Below are 16,833 nucleotides of genomic sequence, written 5' to 3'. Positions count from 1 at the left end.
CCGTCAGGCCGTCGCGGGGACGCGCGCGACCGGGCCGCGTGCGAGCTGGTCGACCGCCGCCGCGAGCACCTCGTCGACCGTGATGCGCAGCAGCGCCGGGTCCGGGTCGGCGGCGTGCGGGTCGCCCGGGTCGTCCGGGTGCCCGTGCCACAGGACGGTGTGGCGGTCCCGGTCCAGCAGCGGGCCCCAGCGGTCCGGCGACGTCGGGCCGAGCAGGTGCACGGTGGGCGTCCCGACGGCGGTCGCCAGGTGCGCGACGCCGGTGTCGCCGCACACCACGAGCCGCGCGGACGCGACCAGCCGCGCGAGCGCGTCGAGGTCGAGCCCGCCCGCCGTGCTCACGACCCGCAACGCAGGCGACGGCACGCGCGTCGCCGCCCGCACCTGCTCGCACAGCGCGACCTCGTCCGGGCCACCCGTGAGCGTCACCGTCACGCCCCGTGCGGCCAGCGCGGTCCCGAGCGCGGACCAGCGCGCCGGCGGCCACCGGCGCGAGCCCGACGCCGCGCCGGGGTGCAGCAGCACGTCACCGACGGGTCCGACCGCACGGCCGTCGCTCCGGTCGGGGACGAGCCGCAGGTCGTCCGGCCCGCACGCGACGCCGAGCGTCGCGACCAGGCGGCACCAGCGGTGCACCTCGTGCTCGTCCTCCGCCCACGCCGGCCCGTCGAGGTGCCCGGCGGCCGGATGGGCGAACGCGACGAGCCGCCGCGGGCGCGTGCGCAGGAGCCGTTCGTGGCTGGCCGGTCCGCGGCCGTGCAGGTCCACCGCGACGTGCCCGGGACGCGTCCAGGGGATCGGCGGCGGCGCGGCGAGACCCTCGACCGGCACGACCTCGTCGACCACGCCCTGCCGGCGCAGCCAGTCACCCACCCCGCCCGGACCGGCCAGCCACAGGCGCGCGCGCGGGAACGCGCGCCGCAGCCCGCGCAGGGCCGGGACCCCCGTCAGGGCGTCACCCAGCCCGAGCGCCCGCAGCGCCAGGACGTCGGTGACCTCCGTCGCGTCGGTCACGGCCAGGACGACTCGCCGGACGCCATGACGAGCATCTCCCGGATCTCCGAGCCGACCGGCTGCCGCAGGGCCGTGAGCACGGCACCCGCGGTGTGCGCCGGGTCGTTGAGGTCCGCGTCCGGGCCCGGCCGGTACTGCTCGGTGCGGCCGTCGAAGAACGGCGTGCTCATGCCGCCCGGCACCAGCAGCGTGACGCCCACGCGGCCGGCGAGCTCCGCCGCGAGCGCCTGCGTGAAGCCGCGGACCGCGAACTTCGACGCGCAGTACGCCGTCGCGTCGCCGACCCCGCGCAGGGCGAGCGTCGACGCGACCGTGACGACCGTGCCGCGGACGCGCTCCAGGTGCGGGACGCACGCCCGGACCACGGCGACCGTGCCGAACAGGTTGACGCGCACGACGCGCTCCCAGTCCGACGGCGCGACCGACGTCAGCGGGCCGCACGCGTCGATCCCCGCGGCCGTGACGACCGCGTCGGGCGGGCCGACCTGGGACACGAGGTCGGCCACCGCGTCCTGCGCCGCCTGCCAGTCCGACAGGTCGACGGTGACTGCCGGGACGTCCGCGTGCGGGGCGGACTTGTCGAGCACGGCCGCGGTGCCGCCCGCGTCGCGCACGGCCTCGACGACGGCGGCGCCCAGGCCGCTGGAGCCGCCGGTCACGTAGACCGTGCCGACCGGGCGGGATGTGGTGGTGCTGGTCATCGGTCCTCCTCGGGTCGGGCCGCCCGCCGGGGCGGCCTGCGTGCGGTGCCGGGGGAGCGCGCGGCGTCCGTCAGCGGGACGAGCGCGCGAGCATGCCGGTGGTGGAGCGGCCGTCCAGGTACGGGAGCAGGACGACGCGACCGCCCCCTGCGCGGACCACGTCGGCCTCGGGCAGCCGCGCCCCGCCGTAGTCGCCGCCCTTGGCCCACACGTCCGGGCGCAGGCGGGCGAGTGCCGCGCGCGGGTCGTCCTCGTCGAAGACGACGACGGCGTCCACGCAGTCGAGCGCGAGCAGCACGCGCGCGCGGTCGGCGGCGTCGACGACCGGCCGCGTCGGCCCCTTGAGGCGCCGCACGGAGTCGTCCGAGTTGAGCAGCACGACGAGCGCGTCGCCCAGCCGGCGGGCCGCCTGGAGCGTCGCGACGTGGCCCGCGTGCAGCAGGTCGTAGCAGCCGCCCGTCGCGACGAGCCGGCCGCGGCCACGCAGCCGTGCGGCGGCGGCGTCGACCGTCTCCACGCCGACGTCGCCGTCCTCGCGGGTGGCGTCGTCGCGCACGTCCGCGGGACGGCCGTCGTGGGCGCGCGCGTCGCCGGCACGTGTGCGGGCGCGGAACCCCTCGCAGCCGCCCGCGCCCACCCAGGAGGACGCCTCCGCGACCGCGGCGACGACCGCCGGGACGACGTCCGCGCCGCGCGCCAGCGCCACCACCGCGGTCGCCGCGAACCGGTCGCCCGCGCCGCACGGGTCGCCGTCCCGCGTGACCGGGGCCGGCACGAACGTCGTCGCGTCGTCGTCGCGCGCCAGGTAGGCGCCCCGCTCGCCCGCGGTGACCGCGACCGCCGCCGCCCGCCAGACCGTGCGCAGCGGCCCGGGCAGCGCGTCGGCGGTGCCGTCGATGCCGCCCAGGGCGTGCCGGGCCTCGGCGGCGTTGGGCGTCACCAGGGCGCACCCCTCGACCGGGACGGCCCCGCGCGGGTGGGGGTCCCAGACGGTCGGCGTCGTGCGGGCCGCCGCGGTCAGGAGCGTGCGGACCCGCGGGTCGTGCGTCGTGCCCGCGCCGTAGTCGGACACGAGCACCGCGTCCGCCGACGCGAGGAGCGTGCGCAGCGCGTCGACCGGGACGTGCGACGGTGTGCCGGGACCGCCCGCGTCGATCCGCACGAGCGACGTCCCACCCGCGCGCACGCGCGTCTTGGTGCGCGTCGCCCCGTCGTGGTCGAGGCGCAGCACGTCGACACCGCCCAGGCCCGCGACGAGCTCCGCGCCGTCGTCGTCGTCCGCGACCGGGGCCACGAGCGTCACGCGCGCCCCGGACGCCGCGCACAGCAGCGCCGCGAGGCCGGCGCCGCCGGGGCTGGAGCGCGTGGCCGTCACGTCGAGCACGGGGGCGGGCGCATCGGGGCACAGACGGTCCGTGCGGCCCACGACGTCCCGGTCCAGGACCGCGTCCCCGACGACGACGACCCGCGGTCCCGCGGTCACGCGGGCACTCCGGACGCACGGCCGGCGGGCACGCCTGCCGGTCCGGCGACGAGCCGGGCCCCCCGAGCGGCCGCGACGCGGTCGGGCTCGTCGCGCGTCCCCGTGACGTGACCGGGGGTGGCGGGCCCGGCGTCGAGGCGCACGCCGGCGTCGACGGCGGCCGGCAGGTGTGCGTCGAGCGCCGCGCACAGCGCGTGGACCGCGACGAGGTGCACGGCCTGGATCGCCGCGGTGCTCGGTGCCGGCACGCACAGCGACGCGTGGCACAGGGCCGCGAGCGGGTTCGGCGCGGGACCGGTCAGGCCCCACACCAGCAGGCCCGCGGCCCGGCCCCGCTCGGCCGCGCGCACCACGTTGGGGCTGCGGCCCGAGGTCGACAGCAGCACCAGCACGTCGCCCGGCCGACCGTGCGCGTCGACCTGGCGCGCGAACACCTCGTCGGCGCCGTAGTCGTTGACGATCGCCGTGTAGCTCGCGCTGTCCGCGCACAACGCGATCGCCGACAGCGGCCGCCGGTCCGCGAGGAACCGCCCGACGAGCTCACCGGTGAGGTGCTGCGCCTCCGCGGCGCTGCCGCCGTTGCCGGCCGCGAGCAGGCGCGACCCGGCCGCCAGGCGGACCGCGAGCACGCGGCCCCACCGCTCGACCGTGCGCGCCTCGTCCTGCAGCGCGGACAGCCCGAGCGTCAGCTCGCGCCGGTGGTCCCCGATCCAGTCCCGTGCGCTCATACCGCCCTCACCTCCCGCGTCCCGACGCCGTCCCGCGTCCCGACGCCCGTCGTGACCGTGGCGTACACCTCGGCCGTCGCGGCGGCGACCCGCTCCCACGCGTACAGCCGGACGGCGCGCTCGCGCGCCGCGCGCCCCGTCGCCGCGGCCCAGACCGGGGCGTCGACGAGCGAGCGCACGGCACGGGCGACGGCCTGCGGGTCGCGCGGCGGCACCAGCACGCCCGTGCGGCCGTCCACGACCGAGTCGAGCAGGCCGCCGACGGCGCTGCCGACGACCGGGACGCCGCACGCCGCCGCCTCGAGCGGCACGATCCCGAACGGCTCGTACCACGGGGTCGCGACGACGACGTCCGCGGACCGCAGCAGCCCGGGCATGGCGTCGTGCGCCACCCGGCCGAGCAGGTGCACGCGGTCGGCGACGCCGCGCGCGGTGGCACGCGCGCGCAGCCGGACCACCTCGGGGTCGCCGTCGAGGTCGTCGGCACCGGGGCCGCCCGCGACGCACAGCTCGGCGTCGGGCAGGTCCGCGAGCGCGTCGATCACCGTGTCGACGCCCTTGCGCTCCACCAGGCGACCGACGACCAGCAGGCGCACCGGCTCACGGCGCGGCGGCCCGGCGGGTGCGGCGGCCGGCGAGAAGTGCGCGACGTCCACGCCGCACGGCACGACGCGCACGTGGCCCACGGGCACGCCCATGCGGCTGAGCTCGGTGACCTCGTCGGTGCACGTCGCCACCACCGCCGCGACCCGGCGGCCGACCGTCGTCTCGGTGACGACGCGTCCCGGCGGGCTCGTGTCCTTGGCGCCCTGGTGCCGCCGCTTCACGGAGCCCAGCGCGTGGAACGTCTGCACCACGGGCACACCCGTCGCCTCGCCGGCCTGCACCGCCGCGAGGCCGGACATCCAGAAGTGCGCGTGCACCACGTCGGGGCGCTCGTGCGCCCACGCGTCGACGAGGACGCGCGCGAACTGCGGCATCCACGGCAGCAGGTCGTCCTTCGGCACGGCCTCGGGCGGGCCCGCGTCGACGTGCCGGACGCGCACGCCGGGGCACAGGTCGACCTCAGGCGGCAGGCCGGGGTCGTCGCGCCGGGTGTAGACGTCGACCGTGTGCCCCAGCCCCGCGAGCGCCGCGGCGAGAGCCGCGACGTGCACGTTCTGCCCTCCCGCGTCGACCCCGCCGAGCACCGCCAGCGGGCTGGCGTGCTCCGACACCATCGCGATCCTCATCGCGTCACCTCCTTCAGCAGGTGCTGCCAGTCGGTCAGGAAGCGCTCCAGGCCGAAGTGCGCGAGCGCGTGCGCCCGGGCCGCGGCGCCGCGCTCGCGCGCCTCGTCCGGGTCGTGCAGCCAGCGCCGCGCGGTCGCGACGAGCGCGTCGACGTCCGACGTCACCAGGCCCGCGGAGGCGGGCACGGCCTCGGGTGCGGCGGTCGTCGCGAGTGCCAGCACGGGGGAGCCGAGGGTCATCGCCTCGACGAGCGACAGGCCGAGGCTCGTCCAGCGGAACGGGTGCACGTAGGCACGGCTGGTCGCGAGCGCGTCGTGCAGCGCGTCCTGGTCCAGGTCGTGCACGCGGCCCGCGAGGTGCGGGGCGTGCGCGACGAGCTGGTCGGTGCCCATGCCGTGGACCTCGAGCGGGACCGCCGCGGCGACGCGCAGCAGCACGTCGGTGCCCGCGACCCACCAGCGCCGCACCGGCTCGTTGACGGCCGCGGCGAGCGTCGCACGCCCGCCCGTGTACCGGGCCCCCGGGTCGACGACGCCGTGCTCGACGACCACGACCGGCGCCCGACCGTTGTTCCAGGCGAGCGCGTTGAACGGCGTGACGTGCACGAGCACGACGTCGTCCCGCAGGCCGACCGGGTGCCACGTCGCGTCGCCCGGCACGCGCGGCGTGTTGTGCTCGACGTACACGGCGGGCACGTCGGTGCCCGCGCGCAGGCCGGTCCACGCACGCAGCAGCTCGGCGTCGCGAGGGCGCTGCAGCACGACGACGTCGACCTGCTCGTCGCGCAGCCGGTCGGCGGGCACCTCGACCGCGGACGCGGGCCAGTCCCACGTCTGCGCGCGTCCGCGCCCGTCCGGGCCGCGCCCGGGCACGACGGGCAGCACGTAGGTGTCGGGGCCCTGGACGAACGCGGTGGTCCACGAGCCGTGCACGTGCCACAGCAGCACCCTCATGCGGGCACCCCCTGCCGCACGGGCGCGAGCCGGTCGACGGCGTCGACGACCGCGCGCGGGTCGATGCCCGTCAGGCACGGGTGGCCGGGCACGGGGCAGGCGCGGGCCCGGGTCGCCGCGCACGGTGCCTCCTGGTCGCCGAGCACGACGTGCGGCACGCCCCAGGGACGCCACCGGTCCGCGGGCACGACGGGCGCGAAGAGCGAGACGACCGGCGTCCCGACCGCCGCGGCGAGGTGGGCGGGGCCGGTGTTGCCCACGACGACGGCGTCGGCCGCGGCGAGGACCGCGGCGAGGGCCGCGAGGTCGGTGCGCCCGCCGAGGTCCGTCACGGGCGCGTGGGCGGCGGTGCGGGCGGCCTCCGCGACGTGCGCGGTCAGCGCCCGCTCGGTCGGGCCACCGGTGACCACGACGTGCCGCCCGGCCGCGGCGAGGGCGACGGCGAGCGCGGTGGCGTGGTCCGGTGCGGGCGCGCGGGCCGGTACCGACGCACCCGGGTGCAGCACGACGAAGGGGCGGCCGGGGAGGAGGGCGGAGACGTCGGGCAGCGGGGTGCGCACCGCGAGCGCGTCGCCCGGACGGCCGTCCGGCGTCGGGACGGGTCGTCCGCCCGCCGCGACCGCCAGGTCGAGCGCCGCCTGGACCTCGTGCCGCCCCTGCGCGCGCCGGTGCCGCAGGTCCAGCAGCGACCCGGGGTAGTCGTCGCAGTCCGCGGCGACGAACCGCACGCCCGCGAGGCGCAGCAGCAGCGCGGTGGGCAGCGGGGACTGGTGCGCGGACGTCAGCACGACCGCGCGCTCGTACCGGCGGGCGGCCAGCTCGGCGACGGTCCGCGCGACGCGGGTGGCGTCGACGGGTGGCGGCACGTACCCGCTCCACGGTGCGTCGAAGACGAGGACGTCGCGCACGCCCGGCAGCAGCCGTCCCGCGGCGGCCCCGGCGGGGGAGGCGAGCAGGTCGACGTCACCCGTCGCGGCCAGCGCCCGCACGGCAGGCCCGCACAGCAGGACGTCGCCCTCGGAGTCGAGCCGCACGGCCACGACCCGGGTCACGGCGCACCGACCGGCAGGACCAGGCGCACGGCCGCGTCGAGGTCGTCGGCCAGGGCACCGACCGCCGCGGCCGCCGCGACCTCGGCCGGGCGGGTCGAGGGCGTCGGCACGAGGACGCCCCGCGCGCCCGCGGCGACGGCTGCGTCGAGGTCCGCCCCGATGTCGCCGACCACGGCGCACTCCCACGGCGCGACGCCGAGCGCGGCGGCGGCGTCGAGGACCATGCCCGGGGCGGGCTTGCGGCACGCGCAGCCGTCCTCGGGCGCGTGCGGGCAGACCCGCACGACGTCGAACGGTCCGAGCAGCGCGGCGACGCGCGCGTTCACCGCGTCGACCTGGGCCGACGTGAGCAGCCCGCGTGCGACGCCGGACTGGTTGCTGACGAGCCCGACGCGGATCCCCGCGGCACGCACCCGGTCCAGCACCTCGCGCGCACCGTCGACGGGCCGGACGGCGTCCGGGTCGCCGTTGTACGGGACGTCGTGCACGAGCGTCCCGTCGCGGTCGAGCAGCAGGGCGCGGACGGGCCGCGGCCACGCGGGTGCCGCCCCCCGCCACCGCGCCTCGCCGCGCAGCCGGTGCACGACGGCGACCACCGGCAGGACGAGCGACGTGCTCACCATCCGGGCCCACTCCGCGGGCCAGCCCGCGTCGCCCGGGCCCGGGCCGGGTCGCAGCCGCCGGCCCGTGAGGTCCGCGGTGAGGGCGAGCCACGCGACGGCCCCCGCGACGGTGAGCGGCCGTCGTCGCAGCGCGGCGCCGCCGAGCGTGGCGAGCGCTGCCGCCGACGTCGCGACGTGCGGCACGAACCGCCCCGTCCCGGCCTCGGTCAGCTCGCGCCAGCCCGGCCCGTACCGGGCGCGCAGCAGCGCGTCGTCGGCGTTGCCCCGCTGGACGCGCACGCTGACCCACGCGTCGGCGGGGCGCACGGGGTGGTGCGTCGTCCGCCGCCCGCGCTCGAGCCGCCAGCCGGCCTGCCGCACGCGCAGCGCGAGGTCGGCGTCCTCGCGGTAGGCCCGGGGGAACCGCTCGTCGAACCCGCCGACGGCGGCGAGCGCGTCGCGCCGGTACGCCATGTCGGCCGTCGCCCACCGCGCCCGCTCGAGCCCGGCCGTGCTGCGTTCCCAGTCGGTCGGCGGCCGGTCGTCCGGCAGCGGCACGTGCAGACGGGCCTGGCTGCCCGCGACGTCGGCCGCCGCGTGCGCGAGGTCCTCGTGCAGCGCGTCGCCCCAGCCGTCGGGCAGCAGCACGTCGTCGTCGAGGAACACGACCCAGGGCGACGTCACGGACCGCCAGCCCGCGTTGCGCGCCGCCGCGGGGCCGCGACCGCCGGTCCGCACGACGCGCGCTCCCGTCGGGCGCAGCGGCTCGTGCGCGGTGAACGGGCGGTCGTCCACGACGACGACCCGCTCCGGACCGGGGCGGTCGTCGGCCCAGCGCTGCGCCGCGAGGCTCGCGAGCAGGCGGTCCAGCGAGGGACGCCCGACCGTCGGCACCACGACCGACCACGTCACGACGGCACCCGCTCGCCCGCGCGGAGCCGGGGTGCGGCGAACAGCGACGCGCGCCGGACGAGGTGCGGGCCGACGACGAGCACGTCCACCGGCGCCGACCCGAACAGCTCGAGGGCGTCGCGGGGGTCGTCGACCATCGGGCGGCCCGCGGTGTTCAGGCTCGTGTTCACCACCACGGGCAGGCCGGTCAGGTCGCGGAACGCCCGCAGGGTCGCCGCGAGCCGCGGCTGCGCGTCGGCGTCGACCGTCTGGATGCGCGCGGTGCCGTCCACGTGCACGACCGCCGGCACCCGGTCCCGCCACTGCTCCGCGACGCGGTGGACGAACAGCATGTAGGGGCTGGGCAGCGGCCCGTCGGAGAAGATCTCGGCCGCGTCCTCGGCGAGCACCATCGGGGCGACGGGGCGGAACTGCTCGCGCCCCTTGACGTCGTTGAGCCGCTCCAGGTTCTCCGCGACACCCGGGTGGGCGAGGAGCGAGCGCTGACCGAGGGCGCGCGGGCCGAACTCGGCGCGACCGTCGAACCAGGCGACGACCGCGTCCTGCGCGAGCGCCGCCGCGACCTGCCGGGGCAGGTCCTCGGGCGTCTCGAACGGCACGTGCGCGGCCCGCAGCCAGCCGGCGAGCTCGTCGTCGGACCAGCCGCGCCCGAGGGCCGCGGTCGTCATCGGCGCGATCGTGTCGCCCGCGTCGGCCGCGACCTGCAGCGCGGCCCCGAGCGCCGTCCCCGAGTCGCCCGACGCGGGCTGCACCCACACCTCGTCGAACCCGGCCTCGCGCCAGATCCGCGAGTTCGCGACGCAGTTCAGCGCGATCCCGCCGGCCATCGTGAGCCTCGACTCACCCGTCTCCTGACGCAGCCACGTCGCGAGCTCGACCAGCACCTCCTCGAGGCGGGCCTGCACCGAGCACGCGAGGTCCGCGTGCGCGCCGTCCCACGTGCCGTCGTCGACGCGCGGCGGCGCCCACCGCGACCAGTCCGGCGGCACCGCGACGTACCCGCCGTCGCCCGTCACGCGCAGCAGCCCGCGCAGCTCGTCGAGGAACCGCGGACGCCCGTACGACGCGAGCGCCATGACCTTGTACTCGTCGCTCGACCGCAGGAACCCCAGGTGCTCGGTGAGCGACTCGTAGACGAGCCCGAGCGAGTGGGGCAGGTCCTGCGTGGCGACCGTCTCCAGCCGGCCGCCGTCGTAGCGGCCGAGCAGGGCCGAAGCGCGCTCCCCGCGACCGTCGAGCGCCATCACCGCGGACGACGGGAAGCCCGCCTGCAACCCCGCCGACGCGGCGTGCGCGACGTGGTGCGCGACGAACCGCACCCGCCCCGGGTCGAGCCCCGGCAGCACCGACGCGAGGAAGCCCGGCGCCCGCTCGGCGTACATGATCCGCAGGTGGTCCCACGGGTCGTCGAGGCCCATGTCCTCGGCGGCCTTCGCGAGCGCGGGGTCGAACCCGTAGGCGACCGCGTCGAGGTCCTGCGGCCGCAGCCCGGCGTGCACGAGGCACCACCGCGCCGCCTGGTCGGGGAGCTCCCACGCGGCGAACGGCACGGGCCGCTTGCCGTGCTTGCGCCGGCTGAACCGCTCTTCCTCCGCGGCGGCCACCACCTGCCCGTCGACGACGAGCGCGGCGGAGGAGTCGTGGAAGACCGCATTGATCCCGAGGACGCGCATGGCGCATCGACCTTCCGGGGAAGGCACCCCTCGCGCGCACGGCTGCACGGCCGGTGCCCTTCCGGACCGAGAAGCGGGCGCGTCTGGTCGACGGCTCTCTCCGGGTCCGGCTCCCTGCCAGGGTCGAGCACTTCACCCGGAACCGCATCTCGAACCGCTTCTCGAACCGCTTCTCGAACCGCTTCTCGACCGTTTCTCGCCCGCCCCCGCGTGGCAGGAGGCGGGTGGTGCGGCGAGGATCGTGTGGTGACCAGCCACGACGCCGACGCGCCCGCCACGACGCGATGGTCGGTCGAGGCGTACGGCGCTCCGGGCGACGCCACGACCTGCGTCCTCGTGCACGGCATCGGGGTGTCCGCGCGCTACTTCCGCCGGCTCGCGACCGTGCTCGGACGCGACCGCCTCACGCTCGTGCCGGACCTGCCGGGCTTCGGCCGCACGCCGCCCCTCGACGGGGAGCCGACGATCACGGCGCTCGCCGACGGCCTGGTCGAGGAGATCGCCGGGCGCGGGGTGCGGCGCGCGGTCCTCCTCGGGCACTCGATGGGCGCGCAGGTCGTCGCCGAGGCCGCCCGCCGCCACCCCGACGTCGCCGAGCGCGTGGTGCTGCTGGGGCCGGTCGTCGACCCTGCGGCCCGCTCCGCGCGCGCCCAGGCGCTGCGGCTCGCCCGCGACACGCTGCACGAGCCCCTGGACGTCAACGCGATCGTGTTCAGCGACTACGTGCGGGCCGGTCCCCGCCGGTACGCCGCCCAGCTGCCGCACATGCTCGGGTTCGACCTCGACGCGGCGGTGACGCAGGTGCGTTGCCCGGTCGTCGTCGTGCGTGGGGAGCAGGACCACATCGCCCCCGACGCGTGGGTCGCCCGCCTCGCCGGGCTCGCGCGGGACGGGCGCGCGCTCGTCGTGCCGGGCGCCGCGCACGTGGTGCAGCACGTGCGTCCGGGCGAGGTCGCCGCCCTCTGCCGGGAGGGCTCGTGACCACCGACCCGGCCGGTGCCCGCCCGAGGGCCACCCACGGCCCGGGCGGCGAGGCGTCGGTGGTGCGCCCGGAGGGGGACGTGCGGTCCCGCCCCGGAACCGCGGTGCACCGGACCTGGTGGCGCGTCGCCGACTACGCGTACGCGGGCTGGTACCAGGTGCGCGGGGTGCTCGCGCCCGGCGACCCCGACCGGTACGCCGAGCCGACGGCGCGCCGCGCCCCCGACGTCGTCCTCGTCCCCGGCGTGATGGAGCCGTGGCCGTTCCTGCAGCCGCTCGCGGCGCGCCTGTTCGCGGCGGGCCACGCGGTGCACGTCGTCCCGGGCCTCGGCTACCACGTGCAGGACCTGGCCGAGGCGGTCAGGACCGTCGCCGAGCTGCTGGCCGACCGCGACCTGACGGACGTCGTCGTCGTGGCGCACTCCAAGGGAGGGCTCGTCGGCAAGCTCCTGCTGGCCGACCCCGGAGCGGGACCGCGCGTGCGAGGGCTCGTCGCGGTGGCGACGCCGTTCGCGGGGTCGCGGCTCGCGCGGTTCCTGCCGCTGCGGTCCATCCGGATCTTCCGGCCGGACCACCCCGACATCGTGGGGCTCGCGCGCGTCGCCGACGTCGACCGGCGGATCGTCTCGGTCTTCTCCCGGTGGGACCCGCACGTCCCGGAGGGCAGCGTGCTCGCCGGTGCGCGCAACGTCGAGCTCGAGACGCCCGGGCACTTCCGCGTCCTGGCCGACCCGCGCCTGCCCGAGGTCGTGCTGGACGCCGCGCGCGCGTTCGTCACGCCCGGCCCGCCGGGCGGCGGCCCGTGGCCGCCCGGTCCGCGCGCCGACTGACTCCGCTGCCCGACCGCCGGCGCCGGGCGCCGGCGTCAGCGGCCGAAGATCTCCGCCAGGTCGAACGTGACCGGCTGCTCGAGCTGCGCGTACGTGCACGAGCGCGGGTCGCGGTCCGTGCGCCAGCGACGGAACTGCGCGGTGTGCCGGAACCGGTCGCCCTCCATGTGGTCGTAGGCGACCTCGACCACGAGCTCGGGACGCAGCGGGACGAACGACAGGTCCTTCTTGGCGTTCCAGCGGCTCACCGCTCCCGGCATCCGGTTGCCCGCGTGCGCCTCCGCCTGCGCCCAGCGGCCCCACGGGTGGTCGGCCAGCTCGACGTCCCGGTACGGCGCCAGGTCGTCGAGCAGCGTCCTGCGGCGCGCCATCGGGAACGACGCGCTCACGCCCACGTGCTGCAGGTCGCCGTCGTCGTCGTACAGCCCGAGCAGGAGCGAGCCGACGACGTCCCCCGTCTTGTGCCAGCGGAAGCCGGCGACCACGCAGTCCGCCGTGCGCTCGTGCTTGATCTTGAACATCGTGCGCTTGTCCGGCTGGTAGGTCCCGTCGAGCGGCTTGGCGACCACCCCGTCCAGGCCCGCCCCCTCGAAGCGCGTGAACCAGTCCTGCGCCTGCGCCAGGTCGCCGGTCGCGGGCGTGACGAACACCGGGTCGCGCGCGTCGGCGAGCGCCTCGACGAGGGCCGCGCGGCGGTCGCGGAACGGGCGCTGCATGTAGTCCTCGTCGTCCAGCGCCAGCAGGTCGAACGCCACGAAGCTCGCGGGCGTGCTGCCCGCGAGCAGCCGGACGCGGCTCGCCGCCGGGTGGATGCGCTGCTGCAGCGCGTCGAAGTCGAGCCGGTCACCCGTCACGACGACGATCTCCCCGTCCAGCACGCAGCGCTCCGGGGTGTTCGCCCTGATCGCCTCCACGAGCTCCGGGAAGTAGCGCGTCATGGGCTTCTCGTTGCGGCTGCCGAGCTCCACCTCGTCGCCGTCGCGGAACACGATCGTGCGGAACCCGTCCCACTTCGGCTCGACGTGCCCCACGTCGGGGATGGTCGGCACGGACTTCGCGAGCATGGGCGCGACGGGCGGCATCACGGGCAGGCGCATGACCACATCCTGCTCGCCCCCGCCCACACCGGCCGGTCGAACGCGCACCCGCCGTCGTGCGGGGCCCGTCCCCGTCACCCGCACGTCCTCACAGGTGGCGCACGGGTCCGCTCCAGGGCGCGTCCGGGGAGGCGGCGTTGTCTGGTGCACGAACCAGACGACGAGCCGCGAGCCAGGAGGCCGACCATGAGCGACACCACCACCCCCGCCGGCGCGGACGACCCGCGCCCCACGTCCGGTCCGGCCGCCCCCGCCGGCGCGCAGGACGCGCGCACGGCCGCCCCGGACGTCCCCGGCGCCCCGACGCAGCCCGTGCCGCCGACCCCGGCACCGGCCGGTACGGCACCCGCCGCCCCGACGCAGCCGCTGCCGCCGACCCCGGCACCGACGGGTGCGGCACCCGGCGCCCCGACGCAGCCGCTGCCGCCGACGCCGGCAGCGGTCGGCGGGGCACCGGACGCGGGTCCCGGTGCCCCGCCGCTGCCGGACGGTCCCCGGCCGACCGGACCGCACCTCGAGCCGCCGCCGCCCGCGCACGCCGCCGGTGCGTCGTTCGGGCCGTTCCGTGCACCCGCAGCCCCCGCAGCACCCGCGGCGCCGAAGGCGCCGAAGCCCCCGCTCACCGTGCGTCGTGGCGCGGCGGTCGGCGTGGTCGGCGCGGCGCTCGCTGTCGGGCTGGTCGCGGGCGGCGGGACGGCGTGGGCGGTCGCGGCCACGCGGGACGACGCGACGCGGCCGTCGTTCTCCGACGCCGACCGGCCGGGTCGGCCCGGCGACGGCGAGCTGCCCGCACTGCCCGACAGGTCCGGCCCGCGGGGATGGTCGGACGACGGCTCGGACTCGTCCGGCTCCCCGGACCAGGACGACGCGTCGGGCGGCACCGGCACGACGAGCGCGCAGACCACCACGGCGGCGACCGCGGAGCAGCAGGTCGGCGTCGTGACGATCACGTCGACCCTCGGGTACCAGGGCGGCTCGTCGGCGGGGACCGGGATGGTGCTGACGACGGGCGGGCTGGTGCTGACCAACCACCACGTCGTGGAGGGGGCGACGGCGATCTCGGTGACCGTCGAGTCGACGGGGGAGACGTTCGAGGCGACCGTCGTCGGGTACGACGCGTCGGCCGACGTGGCGCTCCTGCAGCTCACGGGCGCCTCCGGCCTGGCGACCGTCACGCTGGACGACGACGGCGGGGTCGCGCCGGGCGACACGGTCACGGCGGTCGGCAACGCCGACGGCACGGGCGAGCTCGTCGCGGCGACCGGCGAGGTCACGGGCACCGACGAGACGATGACCGCGCGCACGTCGACCGCGGGCGAGGCGGAGACCCTCAGCGGCCTGCTGGAGTTCTCGGCCGCGGTGGTCGGCGGCGATTCCGGCGGGCCCGTGCTCGACGAGGAGGGCGAGGTCGTCGGCATCACCACGGCCGCGTCCGTCGGCGGGACGTCGACCGTGGCGTACGCGATCGACGTGGTCGACGCGGTGGCGGTCCTGCAGCAGATCTCCTCGGGCGAGGAGACCGCGACCGTGCGGATCGGTTACCCGGCGTTCCTCGGGATCGGCCTCGACGCGGGTGCGGGCACCGTGACGGGTGCGCGGGTCGCGGGCGTGCTCGACGGGACCCCCGCGGCGGGCGCGGGCCTGGCCGCGGGCGACGTCGTCACGGCCGTGGACGGCACGGCGGTGTCCTCCGCGACGGCCCTGCAGGAGCTGCTCGACGGCTACGCGCCCGGCGACGCGGTGACGCTGACCTGGACCGACGCCGCGACCGGCGTGTCGGAGCAGGCGGCGGTGACGCTCACGCAGGGCCCGGTCGGCTGACCGGCCCGACCGCGGGGTCCCGGGCCGTCGGTCCGGGACCCCGCCCTGCGACGTGTCAGGGGAAGGCGGTGTGCGTGATGGTGGCCTGGAACGCGCCGCTGTTGTTCTGCACGCCGACGTCGTTGACACCCAGGTAGAGCTCGCCGTCGCGCGGGCACGCGTAGACCGCGGACTCGCCGACGACGAAGAACGTCGCGGGGTCCTCCTCGAGGCTCCCGATGACCGTCATGGTGTTCGCGTCCGGGAAGCCCTCGACGTTGAACTGGTGGTACAGCGGGTCGAGCAGCCCCGTCGGCCCGACCGTCCCTGCCGCGGTCTGGTCGTGCGACGCGGACCCGGACATCACGATCCGCAGGGTGTCGCCGGCCGCGCACGTCACGCCCATCGCCGTCCAGACCTGCGTCGCGGGCAGTGCGCGCTCGGCGACGACGACCGTCGGTTCGTCGCCCGTGGTCCCGTCGCCGTCGTCCGTCGCGTCACCGTCCGCCTCGTCGGGTGCGGAGCCGTCCTGCGTCGGGGCGGTGGCCGTGGCCGCGGGCTGCGCCGACCCGCCGTCGTCGTCCGTCGCGTTCGACCACACGAGGACGCCCGCCACGACGACCACGGCCAGCGCCGCGGTCGCGCCGACGCCGAGGAGGACCCCTCGGCGCAGCTGGCCCTGCGGGTCGCCCGCCGCTGCGGCCCCCGACCCGGACGTGGGCCCCGAGCCGCCGGCGGCCGGCGTCCCCCACGCCGGTGCCGCCGGCGACTCCACCCACGCGTCCGCCGTCCGCGCCCCTGCGGTCGACGCGGGTGCCTCGGTCGGCGTCGCCGGCGTCGCGCCGGCCGTCGACGTCCCTCCCGGCGACGGCTCGCCACCCGTCGGCGTCCCTCCCGGCGACGGCTCGCCACCCGTCGGCGTCGCCGCCTCACCCCTCTGGTCCTCGTCGTCCACGTCCACCCCTCCTCGCCCGGGCGCGCCGCAGCGGCGCGAGACGTCGAGAAGAAGGAGCCGGGAGCGGCCCACCGGATACCGCCCGGACGCGGTCCGGGTGTGGGTGGCGCCGCCTACCGTGAGCGGATGGTCATCGACGTCCGCCCCGCGCTCGGCCGGTTCGACGACTTCGCCACCGTCGTCGGCCCGAAGGGCCCCGGCGTGCAGGGGTGCTGGTGCATGTCGATCCGCGACGGTCGCATCCCGCCCGAGGAGCGCCCGGCCGTCATGCGCGACCAGTGCGCCACCGACCCCGGCCCCGGTGTCCTCGTCTACGTCGACGACGAGGTGGCCGGCTGGTGCTCCGTCGCGCCGCGCAGCACCTACCGGCGGCTCATGCGCTCGCGGACCCTGCCGTTCGTCGACGAGTGCGACCCCTGGAGCGTCGCGTGCTTCGTCGTGCGCCCGGGCTTCCGCAAGCGTGGCCTCATGCACGTCCTGCTCGACGGTGCGGTCGAGCACGCGCGGGCGCACGGAGCGCAGGTCGTCGAGGGGTACCCGGTGGAGACGGCCGGCACGCGCGTGGACACCGTGTCCGGGTACGTCGGCACGGTCGAGCTGTTCGAGGCGTCCGGCTTCGAGGTCGTCGCGCCGACGACGAGCCGCAGCGGGCACCGCCCGCGCGTGGTGGTGCGCCGCGAGCTCTGACCGCCGTCAGGTGCGCCCGGCCCGCGCTGATGACGCCCGCGCCTCGGATGCCGCGTGGTCGACCGGTGGGAATCAGGGCGACGCGTCGCGCGTTGGGGCAGTAGTCTGATGCGGTGCCGCGCGCGGGCCGAGT

At 77.7% G+C, this 16,833-nt stretch carries 15 protein-coding genes; 4 read left to right on the top strand and 11 right to left on the bottom strand.

Annotated elements, in window-relative coordinates; genetic code table 11:
- Positions 1-3: 3 nt before the first annotated feature.
- The 9 genes from CELF_RS13115 to CELF_RS13075 form a co-directional block, all read right to left on the bottom strand.
- Positions 4-1,014 (bottom strand): glycosyltransferase family 9 protein, encoded by a 1,011-nt coding sequence (locus CELF_RS13115; protein ID WP_013771750.1) that lies wholly within the window; start codon positions 1,012-1,014, stop codon positions 4-6.
- The gene (locus tag CELF_RS13110) at positions 1,011-1,715 is read right to left on the bottom strand and encodes an SDR family oxidoreductase (protein WP_013771749.1); all 705 of its coding nucleotides are present in this window, start codon (positions 1,713-1,715) and stop codon (positions 1,011-1,013) included. The genes CELF_RS13115 and CELF_RS13110 overlap by 4 nt, the downstream gene beginning before the upstream one ends.
- Before the next feature lie 70 nt (positions 1,716-1,785).
- On the bottom strand, positions 1,786-3,198 hold the full coding sequence (locus CELF_RS13105) for a PfkB family carbohydrate kinase (RefSeq protein ID WP_013771748.1): 1,413 nt from the start codon (positions 3,196-3,198) through the stop codon (positions 1,786-1,788).
- Positions 3,195-3,926, bottom strand: coding sequence for a D-sedoheptulose-7-phosphate isomerase (locus CELF_RS13100; RefSeq protein ID WP_013771747.1), 732 nt, complete (start codon positions 3,924-3,926; stop codon positions 3,195-3,197). Before CELF_RS13100 ends, CELF_RS13105 begins: the two co-directional genes overlap by 4 nt.
- Positions 3,923-5,158, bottom strand: coding sequence for a glycosyltransferase (locus tag CELF_RS13095; RefSeq protein ID WP_013771746.1), 1,236 nt, complete (start codon positions 5,156-5,158; stop codon positions 3,923-3,925). The genes CELF_RS13100 and CELF_RS13095 overlap by 4 nt, the downstream gene beginning before the upstream one ends.
- Positions 5,155-6,111 (bottom strand): glycosyltransferase, encoded by a 957-nt coding sequence (locus CELF_RS13090; protein WP_013771745.1) that lies wholly within the window; start codon positions 6,109-6,111, stop codon positions 5,155-5,157. Before CELF_RS13090 ends, CELF_RS13095 begins: the two co-directional genes overlap by 4 nt.
- Positions 6,108-7,163, bottom strand: a complete 1,056-nt coding sequence (locus CELF_RS13085) for a glycosyltransferase family 9 protein (RefSeq protein ID WP_013771744.1) — start codon at positions 7,161-7,163, stop codon at positions 6,108-6,110. The genes CELF_RS13090 and CELF_RS13085 overlap by 4 nt, the downstream gene beginning before the upstream one ends.
- The gene (locus tag CELF_RS21450) at positions 7,160-8,677 is read right to left on the bottom strand and encodes an HAD-IIIA family hydrolase (RefSeq protein ID WP_013771743.1); all 1,518 of its coding nucleotides are present in this window, start codon (positions 8,675-8,677) and stop codon (positions 7,160-7,162) included. The genes CELF_RS13085 and CELF_RS21450 overlap by 4 nt, the downstream gene beginning before the upstream one ends.
- Positions 8,674-10,350: a carbamoyltransferase family protein gene (locus CELF_RS13075; RefSeq protein WP_013771742.1), complete on the bottom strand. Its 1,677-nt coding sequence runs from the start codon at positions 10,348-10,350 to the stop codon at positions 8,674-8,676. The genes CELF_RS21450 and CELF_RS13075 overlap by 4 nt, the downstream gene beginning before the upstream one ends.
- Positions 10,351-10,596: 246 nt before the next feature.
- On the opposite strand from CELF_RS13075, the gene CELF_RS13070 reads away from it, so the two are divergent.
- Both CELF_RS13070 and CELF_RS13065 read left to right on the top strand, forming a co-directional pair.
- Positions 10,597-11,331, top strand: coding sequence for an alpha/beta fold hydrolase (locus CELF_RS13070; RefSeq protein WP_013771741.1), 735 nt, complete (start codon positions 10,597-10,599; stop codon positions 11,329-11,331).
- Positions 11,328-12,161, top strand: a complete 834-nt coding sequence (locus CELF_RS13065) for an esterase/lipase family protein (RefSeq protein WP_013771740.1) — start codon at positions 11,328-11,330, stop codon at positions 12,159-12,161. Before CELF_RS13070 ends, CELF_RS13065 begins: the two co-directional genes overlap by 4 nt.
- A 35-nt stretch (positions 12,162-12,196) precedes the next feature.
- Here CELF_RS13065 and CELF_RS13060 read toward each other — a convergent pair whose 3' ends face one another.
- The gene (locus CELF_RS13060) at positions 12,197-13,258 is read right to left on the bottom strand and encodes an ATP-dependent DNA ligase (RefSeq protein ID WP_013771739.1); all 1,062 of its coding nucleotides are present in this window, start codon (positions 13,256-13,258) and stop codon (positions 12,197-12,199) included.
- A 186-nt stretch (positions 13,259-13,444) separates the two neighbouring features.
- Here CELF_RS13060 and CELF_RS13055 point away from each other — a divergent pair, with 186 nt between their 5' ends.
- Positions 13,445-15,079 carry a S1C family serine protease gene (locus tag CELF_RS13055; protein WP_013771738.1) on the top strand — a complete coding sequence of 545 codons (1,635 nt, stop codon included), beginning with the start codon at positions 13,445-13,447 and terminating at the stop codon, positions 15,077-15,079.
- A gap of 55 nt (positions 15,080-15,134) precedes the next feature.
- Here CELF_RS13055 and CELF_RS13050 read toward each other — a convergent pair whose 3' ends face one another.
- On the bottom strand, positions 15,135-16,013 hold the full coding sequence (locus tag CELF_RS13050; RefSeq protein ID WP_013771737.1) for a hypothetical protein: 879 nt from the start codon (positions 16,011-16,013) through the stop codon (positions 15,135-15,137).
- A gap of 126 nt (positions 16,014-16,139) precedes the next feature.
- Between CELF_RS13050 and CELF_RS13045 the strand changes: the two genes are divergently transcribed.
- Entirely contained in the window at positions 16,140-16,700 is a 561-nt protein-coding gene (locus CELF_RS13045; protein ID WP_013771736.1) for a GNAT family N-acetyltransferase, read from the top strand.
- Positions 16,701-16,833 lie beyond the last annotated feature (133 nt).

The organism is Cellulomonas fimi ATCC 484, from assembly GCF_000212695.1.
Taxonomy (GTDB): domain Bacteria; phylum Actinomycetota; class Actinomycetes; order Actinomycetales; family Cellulomonadaceae; genus Cellulomonas; species Cellulomonas fimi.
The sequence above is the reverse complement of the archived record's forward strand: the minus strand, read 5'-3'. Positions and strand labels throughout refer to the sequence as shown.

What these genes read in the sequence shown, in the direction of transcription:
- CELF_RS13090 (WP_013771745.1), bottom strand. Translation starts at nt 6,111, where the DNA reads ATGAGGGTGCTGCTGTGGCACGTGCACGGCTCGTGGACCACCGCGTTC.
- CELF_RS13075 (WP_013771742.1), bottom strand. Translation starts at nt 10,350, where the DNA reads ATGCGCGTCCTCGGGATCAATGCGGTCTTCCACGACTCCTCCGCCGCG.
- CELF_RS13100 (WP_013771747.1), bottom strand. Translation starts at nt 3,926, where the DNA reads ATGAGCGCACGGGACTGGATCGGGGACCACCGGCGCGAGCTGACGCTC.
- CELF_RS13045 (WP_013771736.1), top strand. Translation starts at nt 16,140, where the DNA reads ATGGTCATCGACGTCCGCCCCGCGCTCGGCCGGTTCGACGACTTCGCC.
- CELF_RS13095 (WP_013771746.1), bottom strand. Translation starts at nt 5,158, where the DNA reads ATGAGGATCGCGATGGTGTCGGAGCACGCCAGCCCGCTGGCGGTGCTC.
- CELF_RS13055 (WP_013771738.1), top strand. Translation starts at nt 13,445, where the DNA reads ATGAGCGACACCACCACCCCCGCCGGCGCGGACGACCCGCGCCCCACG.
- CELF_RS13060 (WP_013771739.1), bottom strand. Translation starts at nt 13,258, where the DNA reads ATGCGCCTGCCCGTGATGCCGCCCGTCGCGCCCATGCTCGCGAAGTCC.
- CELF_RS13110 (WP_013771749.1), bottom strand. Translation starts at nt 1,715, where the DNA reads ATGACCAGCACCACCACATCCCGCCCGGTCGGCACGGTCTACGTGACC.